The organism is Acinetobacter sp. Tol 5 (assembly GCF_019702905.1).
Lineage (GTDB): Bacteria > Pseudomonadota > Gammaproteobacteria > Pseudomonadales > Moraxellaceae > Acinetobacter > Acinetobacter bereziniae.
In genome coordinates this window covers 2,040,940-2,062,245 of the sequence record NZ_AP024708.1, presented here as the reverse complement: position 1 = coordinate 2,062,245, position 21,306 = coordinate 2,040,940, and the positions used below count along the sequence as shown (strand labels likewise).

At 38.2% G+C, this 21,306-nt stretch carries 19 protein-coding genes; 10 read left to right on the top strand and 9 right to left on the bottom strand.

All coding sequences use genetic code 11. The annotated features are described in order from the left end of the window. From uppS to rimO, 4 genes are all read right to left on the bottom strand, one after another. Complete coding sequence (uppS, locus tag TOL5_RS09535; protein ID WP_121774584.1) at positions 1 to 750, bottom strand: polyprenyl diphosphate synthase; 750 nt, start codon at positions 748 to 750, stop codon at positions 1 to 3. A gap of 8 nt (positions 751 to 758) precedes the next feature. Then, the gene (gene frr / locus TOL5_RS09530) at positions 759 to 1,313 is read right to left on the bottom strand and encodes a ribosome recycling factor (RefSeq protein WP_004830469.1); all 555 of its coding nucleotides are present in this window, start codon (positions 1,311 to 1,313) and stop codon (positions 759 to 761) included. A 73-nt stretch (positions 1,314 to 1,386) separates the two neighbouring features. Then, a complete protein-coding gene (gene pyrH / locus TOL5_RS09525) occupies positions 1,387 to 2,115 on the bottom strand; it encodes a UMP kinase (RefSeq protein WP_004830468.1) in 729 nt (242 codons plus the stop codon). 65 nt (positions 2,116 to 2,180) lie between these two features. Beyond that, positions 2,181 to 3,524: a 30S ribosomal protein S12 methylthiotransferase RimO gene (gene rimO, locus TOL5_RS09520; RefSeq protein ID WP_121774585.1), complete on the bottom strand. Its 1,344-nt coding sequence runs from the start codon at positions 3,522 to 3,524 to the stop codon at positions 2,181 to 2,183. 363 nt (positions 3,525 to 3,887) lie between these two features. On the opposite strand from rimO, the gene glnL reads away from it, so the two are divergent. The 3 genes from glnL to TOL5_RS09505 all read left to right on the top strand — a co-directional run bounded on the left by glnL (position 3,888) and on the right by TOL5_RS09505 (position 7,627). After that, entirely contained in the window at positions 3,888 to 4,994 is a 1,107-nt protein-coding gene (gene glnL / locus TOL5_RS09515; protein ID WP_004830465.1) for a nitrogen regulation protein NR(II), read from the top strand. Next, a complete protein-coding gene (gene glnG / locus TOL5_RS09510) occupies positions 4,984 to 6,468 on the top strand; it encodes a nitrogen regulation protein NR(I) (protein ID WP_004830464.1) in 1,485 nt (494 codons plus the stop codon). The genes glnL and glnG overlap by 11 nt, the downstream gene beginning before the upstream one ends. A gap of 433 nt (positions 6,469 to 6,901) precedes the next feature. After that, positions 6,902 to 7,627, top strand: a complete 726-nt coding sequence (locus TOL5_RS09505) for a hypothetical protein (protein ID WP_046760793.1) — start codon at positions 6,902 to 6,904, stop codon at positions 7,625 to 7,627. Positions 7,628 to 7,680: 53 nt separating this feature from the next. Here the strand turns inward: TOL5_RS09505 and TOL5_RS09500 are convergent, their stop codons facing one another. Together TOL5_RS09500 and TOL5_RS09495 are read right to left on the bottom strand one after the other, a co-directional pair. Further along, positions 7,681 to 8,283, bottom strand: a complete 603-nt coding sequence (locus TOL5_RS09500) for a YidB family protein (RefSeq protein ID WP_121774586.1) — start codon at positions 8,281 to 8,283, stop codon at positions 7,681 to 7,683. A gap of 125 nt (positions 8,284 to 8,408) precedes the next feature. Continuing rightward, a complete protein-coding gene (locus TOL5_RS09495) occupies positions 8,409 to 8,879 on the bottom strand; it encodes a DUF6231 family protein (protein ID WP_121774587.1) in 471 nt (156 codons plus the stop codon). 32 nt (positions 8,880 to 8,911) lie between these two features. Between TOL5_RS09495 and TOL5_RS09490 the strand changes: the two genes are divergently transcribed. After that, positions 8,912 to 9,784, top strand: a complete 873-nt coding sequence (locus tag TOL5_RS09490) for a DUF2797 domain-containing protein (protein WP_005031961.1) — start codon at positions 8,912 to 8,914, stop codon at positions 9,782 to 9,784. 199 nt (positions 9,785 to 9,983) lie between these two features. Here TOL5_RS09490 and lpxB read toward each other — a convergent pair whose 3' ends face one another. After that, the gene (gene lpxB / locus TOL5_RS09485; protein WP_058968943.1) at positions 9,984 to 11,159 is read right to left on the bottom strand and encodes a lipid-A-disaccharide synthase; all 1,176 of its coding nucleotides are present in this window, start codon (positions 11,157 to 11,159) and stop codon (positions 9,984 to 9,986) included. A gap of 249 nt (positions 11,160 to 11,408) precedes the next feature. Here lpxB and TOL5_RS09480 point away from each other — a divergent pair, with 249 nt between their 5' ends. The 6 genes from TOL5_RS09480 to TOL5_RS09460 all read left to right on the top strand — a co-directional run bounded on the left by TOL5_RS09480 (position 11,409) and on the right by TOL5_RS09460 (position 19,357). Next, on the top strand, positions 11,409 to 13,568 hold the full coding sequence (locus TOL5_RS09480) for a TonB-dependent siderophore receptor (protein ID WP_121774588.1): 2,160 nt from the start codon (positions 11,409 to 11,411) through the stop codon (positions 13,566 to 13,568). A 60-nt stretch (positions 13,569 to 13,628) separates the two neighbouring features. Then, entirely contained in the window at positions 13,629 to 13,907 is a 279-nt protein-coding gene (locus tag TOL5_RS22460; protein WP_121774589.1) for a hypothetical protein, read from the top strand. Between the two features lie 3 nt (positions 13,908 to 13,910). Next, positions 13,911 to 15,473, top strand: coding sequence for a PepSY-associated TM helix domain-containing protein (locus TOL5_RS09475; RefSeq protein ID WP_151804092.1), 1,563 nt, complete (start codon positions 13,911 to 13,913; stop codon positions 15,471 to 15,473). After that, positions 15,470 to 15,757 carry a hypothetical protein gene (locus tag TOL5_RS09470; RefSeq protein WP_005031974.1) on the top strand — a complete coding sequence of 96 codons (288 nt, stop codon included), beginning with the start codon at positions 15,470 to 15,472 and terminating at the stop codon, positions 15,755 to 15,757. Before TOL5_RS09475 ends, TOL5_RS09470 begins: the two co-directional genes overlap by 4 nt. A gap of 298 nt (positions 15,758 to 16,055) precedes the next feature. Next, the gene (locus TOL5_RS09465) at positions 16,056 to 17,198 is read left to right on the top strand and encodes an alpha-hydroxy acid oxidase (protein ID WP_121774590.1); all 1,143 of its coding nucleotides are present in this window, start codon (positions 16,056 to 16,058) and stop codon (positions 17,196 to 17,198) included. A 284-nt stretch (positions 17,199 to 17,482) separates the two neighbouring features. Next, complete coding sequence (locus TOL5_RS09460) at positions 17,483 to 19,357, top strand: ABC transporter ATP-binding protein (RefSeq protein WP_049044323.1); 1,875 nt, start codon at positions 17,483 to 17,485, stop codon at positions 19,355 to 19,357. A gap of 100 nt (positions 19,358 to 19,457) precedes the next feature. Here TOL5_RS09460 and TOL5_RS09455 read toward each other — a convergent pair whose 3' ends face one another. Both TOL5_RS09455 and TOL5_RS09450 read right to left on the bottom strand, forming a co-directional pair. Continuing rightward, positions 19,458 to 19,940 (bottom strand): MarR family winged helix-turn-helix transcriptional regulator, encoded by a 483-nt coding sequence (locus tag TOL5_RS09455; RefSeq protein ID WP_004830449.1) that lies wholly within the window; start codon positions 19,938 to 19,940, stop codon positions 19,458 to 19,460. Between the two features lie 197 nt (positions 19,941 to 20,137). Next, positions 20,138 to 21,286: a phospholipase A gene (locus TOL5_RS09450; RefSeq protein WP_004830448.1), complete on the bottom strand. Its 1,149-nt coding sequence runs from the start codon at positions 21,284 to 21,286 to the stop codon at positions 20,138 to 20,140. Positions 21,287 to 21,306 lie beyond the last annotated feature (20 nt).

The following is a 21,306-nucleotide window of genomic DNA, read 5'->3' as shown; positions in this document are numbered from 1 at the left end:
TCAGTTCTCTATATGTTCTTGTTGAATTTGTTCAGATGTTTTTCCGAAACGTCTTTCTCGCCCTGAAAAAATATTAAACGCATGATCCAACTCTTGTACCGTAAACTCAGGCCACAAAGTATGAGTGAAATACAACTCAGCATAGGCAGCTTGCCACAATAAAAAGTTAGATAAGCGGTAATCACCGCCAGTACGAATCAACAAATCTACAGGTGGCAAATCGCCCAAACTTATTTGTTGTGCAAATAATTCAGTATTGATTTGATTCACATCAATTTTTCGATCTTTGACTTGTTGCGCAAGCTTACGTGCAGTATCCGTAATATCCCACATACCACCATAACTCACAGCAATTGTTAAAGTCATGTTACTGAACTTAGCAGTCCTTTGTTCAGCATGCAACATTAATTCACGTAGCTCTGGAGAAAGCCGACTACGATCACCAATAAATCTCAACGCGATTTCGAATTTTTCCATACGGGGAATTTGCTCATGAATTGTTTCCTCCAACAATTTCATTAACAAATCAACCTCATACTGTGGTCTATTCCAATTTTCACTTGAAAACGCAAATACAGTCAGGGCTTGAACACCCACTTTACGGCAATGCTCTACAATTGGGTCAAGGACATTTTTACCTTCACGGTGCCCATCACCTTTTTGTAGTTGTTTCTTTTTAGCAAAACGATTGTTGCCATCCATAATGATGGCAACATGTTTTGGAAGATGGTTGTCTTCAGATGCGGTCATTATAAATCTTAGACCTTCATCAATTCAGCTTCTTTAGCAGCAAGACGTTTATCTACTTCAGCAACAAACTTGTCTGTAATTTTTTGGATATCATCACCTGCACGGCGCTCATCATCTTCAGAAATTTCTTTATCTTTCAATAATGCCTTAATATCACCCAAAACATCACGACGAATGTTACGAATCGCAACTTTGGCATTTTCAGCTTCATTACGTGCAACTTTTTGCATGTCTTTACGTGTTTCTTCAGTCAATGCAGCCATCGGTACACGAATTGCATCAGCAGTTACTGGGTTTAAACCCAAGTCTGATTCACGAATCGCTTTATCAATTGCAGATACCATTGAACGCTCAAATGGTTGTACCAACAAAGTACGTGAATCTTCAACACCAACGTTTGCAACTTGGTTTAATGGCACATCAGAACCATAGTAAGGAACCATAACACCATTGAGGATTGATGGATGCGCACGACCTGTACGAACCTTTGCAAAACCATGTTCCAAAGACTCCAATGATTTATTCATACGGTCTTCAGCGTCTTTTTTAAGATCGTTAATCATATGATCTTCCTTACTTATAAATGTGTATAACGTAAAATTGCAGTAGTATAAAGAGCTTTATCCCACACGTACATTAGTTTGTAACGTGTGTCCCTTCTTTTTCACCCATTACTACAGAAAGTAATGCACCTGATTTGTTCATATCAAACACTTGAAGTGGTACATTATGGTCACGACACAAACAAATTGCCGTTAAATCCATCACACCAAGTTTCTCATCCAATACTTGGTCAAAGCTTAAATGATCATATTTAATTGCATCGTCATATTTACTTGGGTCTTTGTTATAGACACCATCTACTTTTGTTGCTTTTAAAATAAGATCAGCTTCAATCTCAATACCACGTAAGCACGCTGCTGTATCAGTAGTAAAGAATGGGTTACCCGTACCTGCAACAAATACACAAACTTCACCTTGAGTAAGATGACGAATTGCATCACGGCTTGAATAAGACTCAACTACTGCACCAATTGGAAGCGCAGACATTAAACGTGTTTTAATGTTACGGCGTACCAAAGCATCACGTAATGCCAGACCATTCATGACAGTCGCAAGCATACCCATTTGATCGCCTGTTACACGACCAACAAGCCCATCTTTTTGCAGTTGACTGCCGCGATATAAATTACCACCACCAACAACAATACCGACTTGCACACCTAAACCGACCAAGTGAGCAATAGATAAAGACATTTGATCCAACACAGGGGCATCAATCCCCATGTCTTTATTACCTGCAAGCGCCTCACCCGAAAGTTTGAGCAAAATTCGCTCATAGCGCGGCTTTTTAGAATCTAACATCACAAAACTCCAATACTTATATCTACAATTTTATTCGTATTCAATCAATTTGAAATCAATTACTTTTATGCCGATTTAATTTTAATCAACTTTGCAAATAAATCGTATTCATCTGCATCTGTGATTTCGACTTCAAGTAAGTCACCTGCTTTAATCAATGATTTATCAATATCTTCAACAAATACGTTACCATCAATTTCAGGTGCATCCGCATAAGAACGTGCAACAGCCACAGGGAACTCTTCTTCAAGATCATCCACTAAAACTGTAATGGTTTGACCAATACGTTTTTGTAATTTGGCAGCAGAAATCGCTTGCTGAACTTCCATAAAGCGCTCATAGCGCTCTTGCTTAATTTCTTCTGGAACGTGATCTGGCAAATCGTTGGCAGTCGCACCCTCTACAGGCGAGTAAGTAAAGCAACCGACACGATCAAGCTGAGCTTCTTGCAACCAATCCAGTAAAATTTGGAAATCTTCTTCAGTTTCACCTGGGAAACCGACTACAAATGTAGAGCGAATCACCAGTTCAGGACATTTTTTACGCCATAATTTTAGACGCTCTAATGTATTTTCACTATGGGCTGGTCGCTTCATCAATTTTAAGATGCGCGGACTGGCATGTTGAAAAGGAATATCTAGATATGGCAGGATTTTGCCTTGCGCCATCAAGTCAATCACCGCATCAACATGCGGATATGGATAGACATAATGTAAACGCACCCAAATTCCTAACTGACCTAATGCTTCGCACATGTCATAGAACTTGGTTTTAACAGGCTGACCATTCCAAAAATCAAGCTTATATTTAGTATCAACACCATAAGCAGAAGTATCCTGTGAAATCACCAAGACTTCTTTTACCCCTGCTTTTTTCAATGCTTGTGCTTCACTCAACACTGAGCCCACAGGACGTGATACAAGGTCACCACGCATACTTGGAATAATACAGAACGTGCAACGATGGTTACATCCTTCTGATATTTTTAAGTAGGCATAATGTTTTGGGGTCAAACGAATTCCTTGCTCTGGGACAAGGTCAATAAAAGGATTGTGCTTAGGTGGCTCTGGAACATACTGATGTACAGCTTCCATCACTTCCTGATATGCAGCTGCACCTGTAACTTTGAGTACATTAGGGTGCATTTGGCGAATCTTGTCTTCGTCTTTACCTAAACAGCCAGTAACAATTACACGACCATTTGCGCTCATGGCTTCGCCAATAGCGTCTAAAGACTCTTGTACTGCAGATTCAATAAAACCACAGGTATTCACAACAACTAAATCAGCACCATCATAATCTGATGCAACATCATAACCTTCAGTTTTCAACTGAGTTAAAATTCGTTCAGAATCTACCAATGCCTTAGGACAACCTAAAGATACAAAACCGACTTTGGGGGACTTCATGAATCTGCGCTCCACTATAATCCGCGTATTGTATGACTTTTCCAGAGATAAAAACAGGTGGAAACACGACTCTTTGTATAATGCACCAAAATACATCCAATCAAATAATAAAATTCCAACATTGCACCATTTTGGAACACTATCATGATAGCTTAATATCATGATGACTGATGTACAGAGAATAAAGGTCGTTAAATGCGCAATTTTTATTATTCATGTAAGAAAACTGCGCAACAAATAAAAGTTGGCGCGCATCTTGCTTTATATGAGCACGATTTATATCAATTCAATACCCTTGATTGGGATAAATAGAATAGAGGTGCAGATGCCATTGCGCTATTTTAAGACAGGAAAGCTCTGCTAATGGATCAATACCCAACCATTGACTATCGACTGCTTGTGGATAATTTAACCACAGCAATCCTTTTGGTCGATTGTAATCTAAATATTTTTTATCTCAATTCATCTTGCGAAGCCCTGTTTGATATTAGTTTGTTTCGCGCCGCTGGTCAGCCTGTAATCAATATCTTGCATGCACCAAACGATAGCTTTAATACTTTGGATGCACTCAACAACACCATTAAAACAGGTCAAGCCTATACACGCCGTGAAGCGATTATCAATGTCAATTTTAAAGACATGCATGTTGATTACTCGGTATCTCAACTGAATACTGGCAAACCCTATCACCCATTATTGTTAATAGAATTGAATCCAATTGATCGGATGTTGAAAATTTCAAAAGAAGAGAATCTTATTCAGCAACACCAAGTCGCACGACAACTCATACGTGGCGTTGCACATGAGATTAAAAATCCATTGGGCGGTATTCGGGGTGCAACTCAGCTTTTAGCACGAAGTTTAAACGATCCTCAATATGCAGAATTCACAGATATTATTATCAGTGAAGTTGACCGCTTAAGAAACTTAGCAGACACCATGCTCGGCTCACGCCAACTTCCAAGTTATGAAGCGGTCAATGTTCACGAACCATTGGAACGCGTTCGTTCACTGATCGTGAATCAAACCAAGAAAAAAATTAAAATTACGCGTGACTACGATCTTTCTTTACCTGATGTAAAAGCAGATCGAGATCAATTGATTCAAGTCATGTTGAATATTAGTGTCAATGCAGTTCAAGCGATGACAGAAAATCGAGAATTCTTCATTGATCATCAACCCGAATTAATATTGCGTACACGCATCCAACGCCTTGTCACCATTAATGGCGTATTAAATAAATCAGCTATTCGTATTGATATCGAAGATAACGGTCCTGGTGTACCTGAGGAAATTTTAGAATCCGTCTTTTATCCACTTGTGACCGGTCGAGCCAAAGGGACTGGACTCGGTTTAAGCATTGCACAAAACATCATGCATCAACATAACGGAATGATTGAATGCCAATCTGTTCCGGGAAAAACAGTATTTAGCCTATATTTACCTTGGGAGTCTAACCATGTCGCATAATAAAATTTGGGTGATCGATGACGACCGAGCTATGCGTTGGGTCTTGGAAAAAACATTCAAAGAAGAAGGTTTTGATGTGACCAGTTTTGAAGAAGCACAATCTGCTTTAGATCAACTGCCAACCGATGCGCCAGATGTCATTCTGACAGATATTCGAATGCCAGGTATTGATGGTCTCACCTTCTTAGGTAAAGTCAAAGGAAGTTATCCAGATCTTCCTGTGATTATCATGACAGCCCACTCAGACTTAGAATCTGCAGTATCGAGCTATCAAACAGGTGCTTTTGAGTATCTACCAAAACCTTTTGATATTGATGAAGCGCTTGCACTGGTCAATCGTGCCATCCTACACATCAATAAATTACAACAACAAGAATCAGCAAAAGCAACCCCGATTCAGTCTACTGAAATCATTGGTGAGTCTCCTGCCATGCAAGAGGTTTTCCGTGCAATTGGACGACTCTCTCAATCTCATATCACCGTATTAATCAATGGTGAGTCTGGAACAGGGAAAGAATTAGTTGCTCATGCTTTACATCGCCATTCACCAAGAAGCAGCAAACCTTTTATTGCTTTAAACATGGCTGCCATTCCAAAAGATTTGATTGAAACTGAATTATTTGGACATGAGAAAGGTGCATTTACAGGTGCCAACACCCAGCGTCAAGGACGCTTCGAGCAAGCCAATGGCGGTACGCTCTTTTTAGATGAAATTGGCGATATGCCTTTTGAAACACAAACCCGTTTGCTACGTGTTTTAGCTGATGGTGAATTCTATCGTGTTGGAGGACATATTCCTGTACGTGTAGATGTACGTATTGTTGCTGCCACACACCAAGACTTAGAAAAACTTGTACATGATGGTCGTTTCCGCGAAGACTTATACCATCGTTTAAATGTGATTCGCATTCATATTCCTAAACTGGCACATCGTTCTGAAGATATTCCAATGTTGGCTCAGCACTTCTTGGCACGTGCTGGTAAAGAACTTGGCGTAAGTCCTAAAATTTTACGCCCAGAAACACAAGAATACATCCAGAAACTTCCTTGGCCAGGTAACGTGCGCCAATTGGAAAACACCTGCCGATGGCTGACTGTAATGATCACGGGTCGTGAAGTTTACCCAGAAGATTTACCTTCTGAACTAAAACAGATTCCAATCAGCAAAACCGACGATCAAGGACAAATCCAAGCAGGCGTTGATCGTATTGCACTACACCATTGGGATGAACTTTTAGGTCAATGGGCGATTCAAAAACTCAAAAATGGCGAGATGAAAATCTTAGACATTGCCACGCCAATGTTCGAACGGACCTTGATTAATGCGGCACTACAACAAACACGTGGACGCAAACGCCATGCTGCTGAGTTATTGGGTTGGGGACGTAATACTTTAACCCGCAAACTCAAAGAATTAGGCATGGACTCCACTGAAGATGATGAAGAGGAAGATAAAACTGTATTAGCTGAATAACTGATGTTACACAGTAACTCTAAAATTAAATTTTGGAGCTAGAAGAATGTGGATACGCGGAAACGTCATCCGCAATTGCTTGAGGCAGGACTCCTTCTAATAAGTAAAGTTTCTGCGAAACTTTGAATATTGTGACGATAGTGAACGAGTTCTGCGGATGACAATGGTTTTGGGTACTTTTGACAAAACAAAAGTACCTTGAGCCGAAGGCTATTCCATAAATTTAAACTTTGGATGTAAGACTCCGTCGTGTAAATTTAGCTTTTTCTTTTTTACCTACTTAATTTAAATCAAGTGCGTAACATCAGTGAATAATAAATCACTCATAAATATAAAGTTTACTCCAACCATATTTGCTAAGAATATGGTTGTTTTTTATGTGCCTATCGTTAAGAATAGCCACGTGAAATTAAACTTTATCGCTAGGATAAAAATGAACAAAACTGTTATTGTTATCGGCTTACTTTCAATCTTGACTGTTGCGTGCTCTAAAAACAAACCGCATGATAATGTAGAGCATCAGGCAGAAAAAGTAGCAGAAGAAAAACCGCTGAAAGCTGCCAATTCAGATGATTGTTTTAAGCTAGAAGCCAATAAACAGTTCACTTTAAACAACAGTGATGAAACTGAGATTCAAATTATTCCAACGATGTTTAACGATCAGAATGCAATTGCAATTGTGAGACAAGGTGCTGGTGTTCGTACAGATTATATCTACGATCTCACGGGTCGTACCATGTTGGCGAATTTAGATTATGGTATTGCCGCACTGGGTTCAAATCCCAATGACGTATTGGTCAAAACCACCTATCAAGCTCCTCTTCCAACCTTTCCATCTAACCTTAAGCCTCATCAAAAATTTCAGATGACTTATAATGCTGTTATTGAATCTCAACTAGACAATACAGACAAGTCTGAAAATAATAAAACTGTTGATATTGAATTTGTTGGTTTTGAAAATCTCAGCTTAATTGACAATGACAACAATACTTTAAAATTCAATAATGCATGTCATTTTGTCTCGCAAATTGGCGATAGCACGCTAGATGAATGGTATGCTGAAGGTTATGGGCAAATTAAATATATTAAAAGAAAAGCCAATGGTGAAGTGAAAAGCAGTGAAGCTATTGGTGACGATCCAGAACCTGAATCCAAATAAACAAAAAGCCAGTTAAAAATGCTTTAACTGGCTTTTTTCGGTAAAAATACAGCTTATTTGATAAAACCTGAGACTAGGTTCAATACATTCTGAATATCGCCATTGGCTTCATTATGATCCGTAGCATCACCTTGTGGTGTAAGTGAATCAATGATTTGCGGTAGCACTGTTGAAATTGCACCATATACTTCATTGGTCGGAACATTAGCCTGTTGAGCAACTTGTTCAACTTGTTGACCACCAAACAAACTTTGAATTTGATCTACATTTATTCTACTATTGCCTTGTGATGGATCAACCCAACTTTGAACTTGTCCGCCCAAACCTGCACCTTGCAGTTTAGCCAAAGCCCCTTGCAACCCACCATTTTGCTGAATCCACCCTAAAATTAGCGGAACCACTGCAATCAATAAAGAAGAAGCATTAAAACCACTTGCCTGAGGTGCTTGTTGTTGTTGACCACCTGTTAAGCCTCCGAGGACTGAACCCAATACCCCACCCAGTCCACTGCCTTGTGATTGTTGTTGACCCCCCAAACCACCAAGCACTGAACCCAATACACCGCCTAATCCGCCACCAAGCCCGCCTTGTGATTGTTGTTGTCCGCCAAGTGCTTGTTTTGCTAAAATTTCAACAATATTTGTTAAATCTGTCATGAAGTTTTCCTTTTTTAAGTTTTATGACACGACTACAGCATACTTGGCTTTAATATATTCACCAAAATTGGAATTGTTAATTTTTGCAATGTCTTAATGTAATTTTTAGCACCCACACACAGACATTACCAACGAAACTTATTCCAATTTTCAGGGTTTGCCCAAAACTTAGAATTAAACCAGTCTGGTACATGTTTGTAGGTTAAAATATTAAATTGCCATAGTGCAAAATCATTTTCATGTGAGGTCTTGTCAATCAATTGAGTAAAGCCCAGTGATCGAAGCAAATGCTCATCATTGAGCCTGCAAGCCACCACGATTCGTCTTGCTAAAAGATCACGCAACCTCACCAACAGTTGCGATTTATGCAAATCTGAAACACCCAGCATCTCTTCAGTATCTAAAACAACAAATCCTAAATCATATCGCTGGGTAAAAGGCAGATTTAAAAACTCAGATACGTTAAAATAGGACCACTGAATTGAATAATTTGTAGAGTATTGCGCCAAATTTTGCCCAATACACAATGCAGTTTGAATTGGCTGTTCTTGCGATAAATCGTCTAGCATTGAAGTAATGACATTTTGCTCAGCCATAACTGCACCTTTTTTGAAGCGAGTAATTAAACATGGAACTACAAGGCATTTGTCATAAAATGCATGCAGGTCTTAAAGACCTTAGTTTAACTGATCAGCAAACACATAAGGCAAATGTTGAATATAAATTTATATTAGATCGCTCAGAAATCGAGCTTCCATTTAGTTTGGGACAAGAAATTGAGATTGAAGCAACTGGAAATATATACTGTGTTTCTTGTGGTGCGAAAACACCTAAGTCTTATTCACAAGGTCACTGCTTTAAATGTATGAAAACCAAAGCATCTTGCGATATGTGCATTATGAAGCCTGAAACTTGCCATTATCATTTAGGCACCTGTCGAGAAGATGATTTTGCGCATGAAGTGTGCTTCCAACCGCATATTGTATATCTAGCGAATTCAAGTGCATTAAAAGTAGGAATTACCCGCTTAGGTCAAATGCCTACACGTTGGTTAGATCAAGGCGCAACTCAAGCTTTACCAATTATGAAAGTGGGTTCACGCCGTTTATCTGGACAACTTGAAGTGATGTTTGGTTCACAGGTTGCTGATAAAACAGATTGGCGCAAGTTGTTAAAAGGCGAAGCTGAACCGATTAATCTGATTGAAATACGTAATGAGTTGGTACAAGAATTTGCACCTAAAATTCAAACCATTCGAGATGAATTTGCACAACACCTTGAGTTTAACGAGACAGTTGAATTGCTTGAAGAAGAATTACCGCGTGAATTTGTCTACCCTGTTGATATTTATCCTGAAAAGATTAAATCTCACAATCTAGATAAAACACCAATTATTCGTGGCAAATTACAAGGGATTAAAGGTCAATATTTAATTATGGATACGGGTGTGATTAATATCCGTAAATATACAGGTTATGAACTTAAAGTTCGGGCAGAGTAATCATCCGTTTTGCGTCGAATTTAATATTTATAAAACTCCTCTCTGATTTAAATCTAGGAGGAGTTTTTTATTAAATTTCTTGCCAAACCAATAGGCTTCCTGAAAACTTGAAAACAACCAATATCAAAAGTCTATGACTCAATATTGCTAGAATTAAATAAATTAATTCAATCAGTTAATCAAACGATTAACTTTATAGTCATGATTTTAACAGTGCTAAAATTGCTTGTACTGGATCTTCACTATTTCCTGCCAAAAGCTGCTTATGCATTGTAATCAACTGCATCACCTGAATTTGAGCAGTTTCAATATCCATCAACTTTTCTATCTCATGTGCTAATTTTTCAGGCGTAGCATCTTTTTGAATCAATTCTTGAATTGCTTTCTTTCCCGCAATAATATTCGGTAAAGAATAATAAGGAATTTTGACCAGTAATTTGGCAATCACATAAGTCAGCCAATTGAGTTTATAAAAAGTGACCATTGGTCGATGCAACAATAAAGCTTCCAAAGTTGCTGTACCTGAAGCCAAGGCGACAATATTTGCAGCATTCATAACCTGACGACCAATTTTTGACTCTTTATCGGTATTTTCCAACAAGTGAATTTTTGCGATCAAATCACTTGGATAATGCTTTAATAATGCTTCAATTTGTTGTTTGCGCTGATCATTAATTGCAGGGATAACAAACTGATACTCAGGATATTTATGATGAATAATATTTGCAGCATCTAAAACCAAAGGTCCAAGTCGTTCAATTTCACCACGGCGACTTCCGGGCAATAACGCAATGTGCTTTTGACTGAGATCTAAACCCAGCTCTTGTTTGGCATCCAAGATTGGATTTTGTAAAGGCAGCTGACTGGCAAGCGGATGTCCCACAAATGCAGCAGGAATTGCAAATTTTTGATAGAAGCTTTTTTCAAAAGGAAATAAACAAAGCACGAGATCGATGCAAGCTTTAATCCCATGCACACGTCCTTGTCGCCACGCCCAAACGGATGGGCTGACATATTGAACCGTTTTAATTGGCAGATTTTTTTGTTTTAAACTCTTCGACAAACGTAGATTAAAATCTGGAGCATCAATACCAATAAAAATATCGACTGGATTGACAGACCATTTTTCAACCAAACCATCACGTACCGCAAACAGCTTTTTTAAATCTTTAAGGACTTCCACAATCCCCATTACAGATAAAATATCCATTGGATAAAAACTGTTGAATCCTTCCGCGATCATTTGAGGTCCACCAATCCCCTCAAACTCAGCATCTATACCCTGTTCACGAAAACTACGAATAAGTTTAGCCCCTAAAGTATCTCCTGACACTTCACCGACCACAATTCCAATTTTAAGCTTCCGATTTTGCAAGATATTCTTCCCATTTTGCAGTATACATGCATCATAGCATAGTCAAATTAGTTTCACCGCAATGCCTTTATACAATCAGGATAAAGCCTGATACGGATTGGAACGGCTTATAACTATGATGTTGGATGACAATTCACTCAGTTTTCTATCATTAATCTATTTTCTATTTATATTTTCAATTAGCCGACTATTGTCTCACAGATAGACAAACAATAAACTAAGCGATAATTATTATCATTTAAGACCACAATGATCAACTCTCTCCCAACCCGCTTTAAACTCTCGCTCATGAGTTTAGCCGTATTCACTGTACAACAAAGTTTTGCCGAAGATTTACAAAACTTACCTACGATTTCCGTTCAAGCGACAGCTGAACAAACGGAATTAAGCTCCGAGCAAAGCAAATCGTATATTGTTAAAAAATCAACCAGCGCTGCCAAGCTGAATATCCCTGTTAAAGAAACTCCGCAAACAGTCAATGTCGTTACACGGCAGCAAATGAATGATTTTGCAATGAATAGCACCAGAGATGCCTTGAGTAATACGCCTGGAATCACTGTCAGCAATCAAGAAACTGAGCGCTCAACCTATACTGCTCGTGGTTTTGAAATCTCAAATCTATTAACGGATGGGGTTGGATTCCCTTCAAGCAGTTATAATTATAACAACACCAATCCGGACACTTATTTTTATGATCGAATCGATGTGATTAAAGGTGCAGATGCACTGACCAATGCCTTTGGTGATCCAAGTGCAACCATCGATTATATTCGTAAACGACCAACACAAGAGTTTCAAGCCAATGCGGGTATCAGTTATGGTTCTTGGAATACTCAACGTTATGAGGCAGATGTTTCTGGTGCGTTGAATAAAGATGGTAGCATTCGTGGTCGCTTGATGGGCTACGAGCAAACTGGGGATTCTTATCTCGATCGTTATTCATCAGAGAAGAATGGCTTTTCAGGCATCATTGATGCAGACCTGACAGATTCCACCCTACTTACCGTAGGTTATAGTCAACAACAAAATAAACCAAATGCAAATAACTGGGGTGCTTTGCCACTTCTAGGTGCAGATGGAAAGCAACTTTCTTATAACCGTGATTATAACCCCAATCCAGATTGGGCATATTGGGACAACAAAACACAAAATGCTTTTGCAGAGTTAAAGCAAAAGATTAATGAAAAATGGACAGCCAAGCTTAGCTATAATTATACCCAAACCGATCATAACAGTAACTTACTCTATTATTATGGTTATCCTGATCAAAATGGTGGAGATGTCGCTCTTACTGCTTGGGGTGGCAAAGAAAGTCTAAAAAGTCATTTTGCTGATTTGAATGTACAAGGCTCATATTCACTATTTGGTCGTGAGCATGAAGCAACTCTAGGTTATAGTTACCTGCAAAGTAAACAGCATGACCAAGAATCTAATGGTTTTATCAACGATAGTAATATTAAAAATGACGATTCTCTTGGGTATGCACGTCAACTAACTACCAATTGGGCAAGTTGGACACCTCAATCAATCACTTGGTCAGCTTTTAGTGATGCCTCAAATTATACGCAAAAGCTCAATTCAGTATATGCAGCGACACGCCTGCACTTAAATGATGATTTAAAACTATTACTTGGTTTAAATTATGTTCAAGCGAAAAGTGAGGGTTATAATTACAACAAGCCAGCCACTTATGATGAAAACAAAGTATCACCCTATGCTGGAATTACCTATAACTTCACTCCAGAATATACTGGTTATTTAAGCTATACCTCTATTTTCCGTCCACAATCTGGATTAGGAACGGATAATAAAGCACTCAAGCCTGTTGAGGGTGAAAGTTATGAGGCGGGTATTAAGAGTTCATGGCTAGATGACAAACTTACTGGAACCTTGGCTGTGTTCCGTACAGAACAAACGAATTATCCTCTACGCAATTCTGATGGAAACCCACTCAATCGTAAGGTGGAAACCAGCGACTTACGCTCTCAAGGTGTTGAAGTTGGTTTGGCTGGGCAACTAACTGATCACTTAAATATCGCATTTGGTTATAGCCAATTTAGCTTAAAAGATTTAAAAAATGGTGGTGATGCACGGACCTATAATCCGAATCAGACCATTAATCTTTTGACCACCTATACTGTACCTGCGTTACCAAAACTTAAAGTGGGTGCATCATTGCAATGGCAAGAAGCCACCAAGCTGTATGATTCCTCAATCAATAGTACAATTACCCAAGATGCATATGCGTTAGTGAATCTGATGACCAGTTATGATTTAAACAATCATATATCGCTACAGGCTAATGCAAACAATGTAACAGACAAAAAATATTTATACAGTTTTCCAGATGGTCAGGCATTTTATGGTGCACCAGCCAACTATAGTGTTGCTGTAAAATTTAAATATTAATCGGAACTCGCCTTAGTCCTAAGTGATTAAGGCGTTTTTAATTGTAAAAAAGTGCCCTTTATGCAAACTGTTCTTTACCCCTTATCAGTGTTATACCGCTTTATACTGGCATTTGGTATTGGCTATGCAGGTAGCTATTTATTATCAGTCGCATTGATTGATGTATTTTATCCTTACTTGGCAAAAGCCGAGTCTATTTATTTGGCCGCATTTATCGCACTGTTTTTTTACATTGTTTTTGTGATTATCAGTTTTTGTGTACATTCTCTAAAAAAGTTGTCGATAATCAGCTTCATACTCATGATTGCCCTCTTTCTCTTTTCAAAATTCATAGGTTAGCTCATGCATAAATCTGTTCGTCAATCTATGGCATGGTTACACTCTTGGATTGGTCTGAGTTTTGGTTGGTTACTGTTTGCAATTTTTTTAACCGGCACTGTGACTTACTATCGGCATGAAGTGAATATGTGGATGCAACCACAATTTGCCAGTATGCAAGTCAATCAACAAACGGCTGTGCAATCTGCTTATGATTATCTACAGAAAAATGCACCCAATGCTAAAAGTTGGTATATCGGTATCGCCAATCCGAATAGCCCAGTCAATAAGATTTATTGGCAAAAAGCAGATGGTGGATACGAAAGTAAAACTTTAGATGCCAATACTGGTCAAGAACTCAGTCTTTCTGCAACACAAGGCGGCGATTTTTTTTATAGTTTCCATTATCAGTTATATGGCATTCCCTATGCAATTGGACGTTTAATTGTTACCTTTGCTGCACTGATTATGTTTATTACCTTAATTTCGGGCATCATTACGCATAAAAAAATATTCACTGAATTCTTTACTTTAAGAGCCTTTAAAGGTCAACGCTCGTATTTGGATTTCCACAATATGAGCTCTGTCATTGCATTGCCTTTTTTCTTAACCATTACCTTTACAGGGCTAGCTATCTTTTTCTACTTACTCTTTCCTGCGGGTATGAAAAAATCTTATCCAGAAAATCCATTTCAATATTTCGATGAGATTCGCAATATTTCAACAACAGCGAAAGACCAAACTGTAATACCTGAAAAGATGAAACCAATTCAGTACTTTCTCCAACAAGCGCAACAACAATGGGGAAAAACCAGTTTTGATCATATCGCTGTGGACCAACCGAACACACAATTAGCCAAAGTAACAGTCACAGCTTTGGAAGACCATTCCATCACTCGAAATCAAGCACAAATGAGTTTTAATGGCGCTACAGGCACAATCTTAGGCAACACGCGTAATAACAGTGCCATCGCAACATTAAATGCGAGCATGTATGGTTTGCATATGGCAAATTTTGCTCAACCACTTTTGCGATTAGCTTTGTTCTTTTCTGGCTTGCTGGGCTGTGCAATGATTGCCTCTGGTTTATTATTATGGAGCCTAAAACGCCAACTTCAAAAGAAAAATGACCAATTTCACTTTGGACACTACTTGGTCAATCGATTAAACACAGCACTGATTCTTGGCTTACCGATTGCCATGTTAGGTTACTTATATGCCAACCGAATTGTCAGTATAAAAGCAGATGGTCCTAATTATGAAATCTATACTTTTTTCTATTTATGGCTATTCAGCTTGATTATTGCTCTAGTTTCTAAACAGCAATATTTGTGGAAAACACAGCTTAAACTAATTATTGTAATGACATTAGCATTGCCAATTTTCAATCTCTATTATCTTATTTCAAACCATTATATTCATTCAATCTATGATTATTGGTTATTCCTGCGTGTAGATGTCATGATTTGGATGATTGCGTTCTTAGGTATATTTTTACATCAAAAAATTACACCAATTCAAAATAAAGCTGTGGCAAAAATTCAGAAAAAATTAGCCCATAAACAAATTCAGGAAATAAGCTCATGATATTTGCTCTTGCATCATTATTGATTTTAATAGCAAGTTATGGACTTTACCTTGTCAGTTCTAAACAGATTAATAAAACACAGAAGAGTCGATTTTCTGTGCTTAGCAAACATGTTAAATCTGTAAAACTCACTGCATTCATTTGCATTGTCATTGCCTTGTTGCTCTATAACCTAGAGTATGGCGATAGCATTTCATTTGTTGCTTTATGTGTGCTCAGCACACCGCTACTGTTTGGATTAATTCTGTCGATAAATGATTTAAAACCTAAAACCAAAAAATAGCAGTACCCTTTCCTCCAAGAAGTTCTTGAGTCTTTATCTTTAAAAATATATGACAAGATATACAACAAAAACTGAACTACATTTTTACATTAACAAATAAAACACTGTATGAATAAGCAACAATACAGGGTTTATATGAAACATGACTGAGTCAAAACCAGTGAATAAAATTCAACCATTTAGTTTACTTTTCATCTATTTTTTTACTTATTGTTAAAATAATCGTCTTAGAATAATCCTTATCACTCATCCCTAATAACAATTTGAATTGCAATTGCACAATTAACAAGGAATCATCATGACCACATTACAAAAAATCACCTGCGTTGCAGATATGCGTGAAATTTATCATCGACGTGTTCCTAAAATGTTTGTTGATTATTGTGATTCAGGTTCATGGACTGAACAGACATGGCAGCAAAATAGTGAGGATTTTAAAAAATACTTGTTCCGACAAAAGGTTTTGGTGGACATGAACAATCGTTCCGTGAAAACCGAAATGTTAGGACAATCTGTTTCCATGCCGGTGGCATTGGCGCCTACTGGTTTAATTGGCATGCAACATGCCGATGGCGAAATTCTTGCTGCCAAAGCTGCTGAAAAATTTGGTATTCCTTATATTATGTCGACCATGAGTATTTGTTCGATTGAAGATGTCGCTGCCGCAACTACACAACCTTTTTGGTTTCAGCTGTACATGATGAAAGATCGACATTTTATGCAACAGCTTATTCAACGTGCAAAAAATGCTAAATGTTCTGCATTGGTGTTAACGGCTGATTTACAAATCATGGGACAACGTCATAAAGACATTAAAAATGGCTTATCAGCACCTCCAAAATTAACCTTGGGCAATCTTATCAATATGTGCACCAAACCCGTTTGGTGCTTAGCTATGCTTAAGACACCAAGAAGAAGCTTTGGTAACATCGTCGGACATGTCGATGGGATCAGTAATACGGGTTCTCTAGCTGCATGGACAACTGAGCAATTTGACATGAAGTTAAGCTGGAGAGATGTCGAATGGGTCAAACAACAATGGGGCGGTAAACTGATTATCAAAGGCATTATGGAAGTGGACGATGCGATCGCTGCTGTAAATGCTGGAGCAGATGCAATTGTTGTTTCCAATCATGGTGGTCGACAACTGGATAGTGCTCCATCAAGCATTTCAGTTCTTGAGGAAATTGTACTCGCTGTCGGAGACAAAACAGAAGTCTATATTGATAGTGGAATCCGTAGTGGACAAGATGTTTTAAAAGCCATCGCTTTAGGTGCTAAAGGCTGTTTAATTGGTCGAGCATTTATTTATGGTTTAGGTGCTTATGGAGAACAAGGTGTATATCGCGTCTTGGAAATCATTCAAAAAGAACTGGATTTAAGTATGGCATTCTGTGGGAAAGTGAATATTCAGGACATTGATAAAAGCATTTTAAGATAAGCCTCGCCGACTCACGTCAAATTGGATATTCAACGATTGAATATCCATTCCAGTGATTCAAACAGATCCATCAAAGATATAATTGACATGATCAATAAATCAAATCGCTTTTTTTCGATATAAAAAACTGGTGTAATCCCCACTAAAACGATACAATCAATTTCACTTTTTTACTCTCCCAATATTGCTGAATTTTGCTTAAACTGATTCCAGCATTTCAGTCAATGACATCACTTCACCGCTATAATTTAATCAATCTATAAAATTTCCATGAGGATTTTATGTTGCTGCAATGGTTTGAAAAGTTAGTAGATCCATATCCATCGAAAGGTTTAAACGAACCATTACCTACGACATTCTTTGCTTTTGTTTGGCAGGCTGCCACTGGTGTTAAACGCTATTTATTAATCTTAATACTCTTCACTGCTGCAACAGCCAGCTTTGAAGCACTATTTTTTTCACAAATTGGTCATCTCGTTGATTGGTTGACACAATCAAAACCTGAAGCGTTTTTGACCAATCACCAGCAAAATTTGGTTGTACTCTCACTTATCTTATTAGCGAATATTTTTTTCGCCAATATGCAATCCATTGTCAGACATCAAATTTTGTACAGCAGTTTTCCGATGCGTTTACGTTGGAGATTCCATAATCTATTGCTTCGTCACGGTTTGGACTTTTTCCACAATGATTTTGCAGGGCGTTTGTCAGCCAAAGTCATGCAAACTGCGCTTGCTGTGCGTGAGTTCTGGGTAATCTTGGGTGATATGGTCACTTATGTCGTGATTTACTTTATTACCATCAGTATTGTATTAGGCTCAATTTCTCCAATTTTACTGATTCCACTTCTGGTTTGGTTAGCACTATTTATCAGTGCAGCAAAATATTTTATTCCAAGATTAGGACGTATTTCCAAAGAACAAGCAGATGCTCGCGCAGTGATGACAGGTCGAGTGACCGATGCCTATACCAACATCCAAACTGTAAAATTATTTGCACATGCAGGGCGTGAAAGCCAATATGCAAAAGAATCAATGAAAGAATTTATGCGCACTGTCTTTAAACAAATGCGTTTAGGTACTTCATATGAAATTTGCATTAATTTACTGACTGCGGTTTTATTTTTTGGGGTTTTGGGGACCGCAGTTTGGTTATGGCTACAGGGTCAAGCTGCCATCGGTGTGATTGCCGCAACCACTGCTATGATTCTTAAATTAAACAGCATGGCTGAGTTTATGATGTGGCAAACTTCTGCCCTGTTCGAAAATGTAGGGACAATTCAAGATGGTATGCAAACGCTTGGTCGCCCGATTAACATTCAAGATAAAGAGGATGCAAAACCGCTTGTGGTAAGCCAAGGCAATATCCGATTTGATGATGTCACTTTTGCCTACAACAGTAAAAATGTGATTGATCAATTTAATTTGAATATTCAACCAGGTGAAAAGATTGGTATTGTGGGTCGCTCTGGGGCAGGTAAATCAACACTGATTCAGTTATTGCTACATTTCTACACCATCAATAATGGCAAAATCAGCATTGATGGTCAAAATATTGAAGATGTTACTCAAGACAGCTTGAGAAAAAATATCGCACTTGTGACACAAGACACTTCATTATTACATCGTACAGTTGCCGAAAATATTAAATATGGTCGCCCAGATGCGACTGATGAAGAAATGTATGAAGCAGTACGTAAAGCAAAAGCTGATGAGTTTATTCCTCAACTTTCCGATTTAAGAGGACGTACAGGTTACGATGCCTATGTTGGTGAGCGTGGTGTAAAGCTTTCTGGTGGTCAGCGTCAACGTATTGCAATTGCACGTGTATTTTTAAAAGATGCACCGATTTTAATTTTAGATGAAGCTACCAGCGCCTTGGACTCTGAGGTGGAAGCTGCGATTCAATCCAGCCTTGATGAGTTGATGGAAAATAAAACAGTCATTGCAATTGCTCATCGCCTTTCAACTATTGCACAGATGGATCGCTTAATTGTCTTAGATCAAGGTCATATTGCAGAACAAGGCACACATGAAGAGTTGATTGCTCAAAATGGGATTTATGCTCACTTGTGGCAAAGACAGACTGGTGGCTTTTTAGTTGAACCTGAGCAAAAAATCAAACAGGAAGATGAAGAGAAACAAGCAAGCCTGAGCTAGTACAATTAATGAAATGCTAATAAAAAGAAAAGCCACGTCATCTTGTAGACGTGGCTTTTCTTTTGAAGAAAGCGTTTAAACTCTTTTAAACTTCACAGCTTTATTCTTGATCTTTAAGCTCTACACTCTGCATCCCTTTATTTAATTTATTCAAGAAATGCACAAAAGTGACTTTATCATCAAATAAAAAACCATCCATCGCTTGACGATAAAATTCATATACTTTCAGTTGCAACTGATTCCAGAATACGTGCCCCTGTTCTGTTAACATCACTTTCTTAGCACGGCGATCAATTTGATCCGCAAAACGAATGACATGTTGGTCACGCTCTAAACGCTTAAGAACACCATCTAAATTTTGTCGGCTTACTCCAAGATATTCTGTCAAATCAGAAAAAGACATTCCTTCTCTTACCTGCTCTCTTGACAATGCCCCAAGTACAGCCCAATGCACTGGAGAAACACCAAGTTCTTTACTACTCATCCGATCAAGCGTATTGCCGAGTTGAAAGAGTCTAAAGGTTAAACGGTTATTGATGGCATATAAATTAGCATCATGTGCGCTAATCTGTTCATTTGACATTAGACTTGATCCAAACTTGCTTTATCATTTTTAGTCATTAGAGATAGATATCCATATAAATTACCTCTCTAATACAGCTAAGTAAGTTTTCATTTCTATCATATTTGTACGATGAAAAATACCGCTCAAATGACTTAAATATTAAAATCTAGCGCCGTTTCTTTCACACAAAGAGATAATTTAAACATCAATCATCACTAGTACCAATTCATCAAAGAAACACCTAAGCCGACATAAGTTGCACGATGATTATAATCAATCAAACTCTCACCATAACCATCAAACAATTGAAAATGCCCACGAAGTTTACCTTTGATTGGAAACGCCCAATCAAATTGCATCGCACCATGTGAATCATCACCACCTTTTAAAGAGTGGCGCAGCATCAGTGAAAAGTCATTATCATTCCAACGGTAGAATGCAGTTAAATCGCCACGCCCGATATAGTTCTTAATATCTGGATTATTATCGTCTTTGAAATCTTCCTCGATGCGATACCATGGACGAACCATTAAGGCAAAATTATCTTTTTCAAAACCAAGATTTAAAATCACACGGTTCCAACTACGTGAAAGCGGATCGGAACGACCATTGGATTGGTGATTTAAGGTTAATCCAAGCAAACGACCATTTAAACCCAATAAATTATAATTGGTTCTAAACATCAAGCTTGCTTCAGGCTCATAGTTTGTTTCACGAAATGGACGAGACTCTTCACTGTTATAAACCTGCCAACGCGAAGATTGTGTATAGCCCAGCCAAAGATCACCATTATTTCCAAACAGATTTTCCACCGCCTTAGTTTTTAAGGAAATTTGGAATTTAGCTTCCATTGATTTTAAATTTTGATCTTCATCTACAGTATTCTGTGGATTTGGACTATGTGGGAATTCATTTTTCTTGCTGGTCCAGAAAGCAGGAAGCAAATAAACAGGTTGATGTGCACGAATATTCCATGTGCCCAACTTACTGTCTTGAGACAACTCCCAACGGCGATCCAATAACGATGTGTTTGGGTCAATCTTATCACCATGAATGGCAAATAAATTTTCAGCAGTTTGCCCAATTTTTTCTTTAAGCGTTACTGGCTCTGGCTTTGCTTTCTCGATGTCCATCGCTGCCCGTTGTTCTGAAACCAGTACTTGCGCAGGAACTGCAGGCGTTTTAAATATCTTATCGTAACAGGCTAAACGATCAGCATTTGATTCTAGTGCCACACAAGCTTGAGTGCTTGCAGGATTCACTTGAGCCGCATCGTCTGCATAAACAGTGGTCACCAAACCAAAACTGAGCATCATTAAGATGCTCAGATTCACTGGTGTACGTTCAAAACTTTTGAACGACATAGATTTCTCCAGAAAGAATT

Coding starts and splice junctions, on each gene's coding strand:
- uppS (WP_121774584.1), bottom strand. CDS start 750: ATGACCGCATCTGAAGACAACCATCTTCCAAAACATGTTGCCATCATT.
- frr (WP_004830469.1), bottom strand. CDS start 1,313: ATGATTAACGATCTTAAAAAAGACGCTGAAGACCGTATGAATAAATCA.
- pyrH (WP_004830468.1), bottom strand. CDS start 2,115: ATGTTAGATTCTAAAAAGCCGCGCTATGAGCGAATTTTGCTCAAACTT.
- rimO (WP_121774585.1), bottom strand. CDS start 3,524: ATGAAGTCCCCCAAAGTCGGTTTTGTATCTTTAGGTTGTCCTAAGGCA.
- glnL (WP_004830465.1), top strand. CDS start 3,888: ATGGATCAATACCCAACCATTGACTATCGACTGCTTGTGGATAATTTA.
- glnG (WP_004830464.1), top strand. CDS start 4,984: ATGTCGCATAATAAAATTTGGGTGATCGATGACGACCGAGCTATGCGT.
- TOL5_RS09505 (WP_046760793.1), top strand. CDS start 6,902: ATGAACAAAACTGTTATTGTTATCGGCTTACTTTCAATCTTGACTGTT.
- TOL5_RS09500 (WP_121774586.1), bottom strand. CDS start 8,283: ATGACAGATTTAACAAATATTGTTGAAATTTTAGCAAAACAAGCACTT.
- TOL5_RS09495 (WP_121774587.1), bottom strand. CDS start 8,879: ATGGCTGAGCAAAATGTCATTACTTCAATGCTAGACGATTTATCGCAA.
- TOL5_RS09490 (WP_005031961.1), top strand. CDS start 8,912: ATGGAACTACAAGGCATTTGTCATAAAATGCATGCAGGTCTTAAAGAC.
- TOL5_RS09480 (WP_121774588.1), top strand. CDS start 11,409: ATGATCAACTCTCTCCCAACCCGCTTTAAACTCTCGCTCATGAGTTTA.
- TOL5_RS22460 (WP_121774589.1), top strand. CDS start 13,629: ATGCAAACTGTTCTTTACCCCTTATCAGTGTTATACCGCTTTATACTG.
- TOL5_RS09475 (WP_151804092.1), top strand. CDS start 13,911: ATGCATAAATCTGTTCGTCAATCTATGGCATGGTTACACTCTTGGATT.
- TOL5_RS09470 (WP_005031974.1), top strand. CDS start 15,470: ATGATATTTGCTCTTGCATCATTATTGATTTTAATAGCAAGTTATGGA.
- TOL5_RS09465 (WP_121774590.1), top strand. CDS start 16,056: ATGACCACATTACAAAAAATCACCTGCGTTGCAGATATGCGTGAAATT.
- TOL5_RS09455 (WP_004830449.1), bottom strand. CDS start 19,940: ATGTCAAATGAACAGATTAGCGCACATGATGCTAATTTATATGCCATC.
- TOL5_RS09450 (WP_004830448.1), bottom strand. CDS start 21,286: ATGTCGTTCAAAAGTTTTGAACGTACACCAGTGAATCTGAGCATCTTA.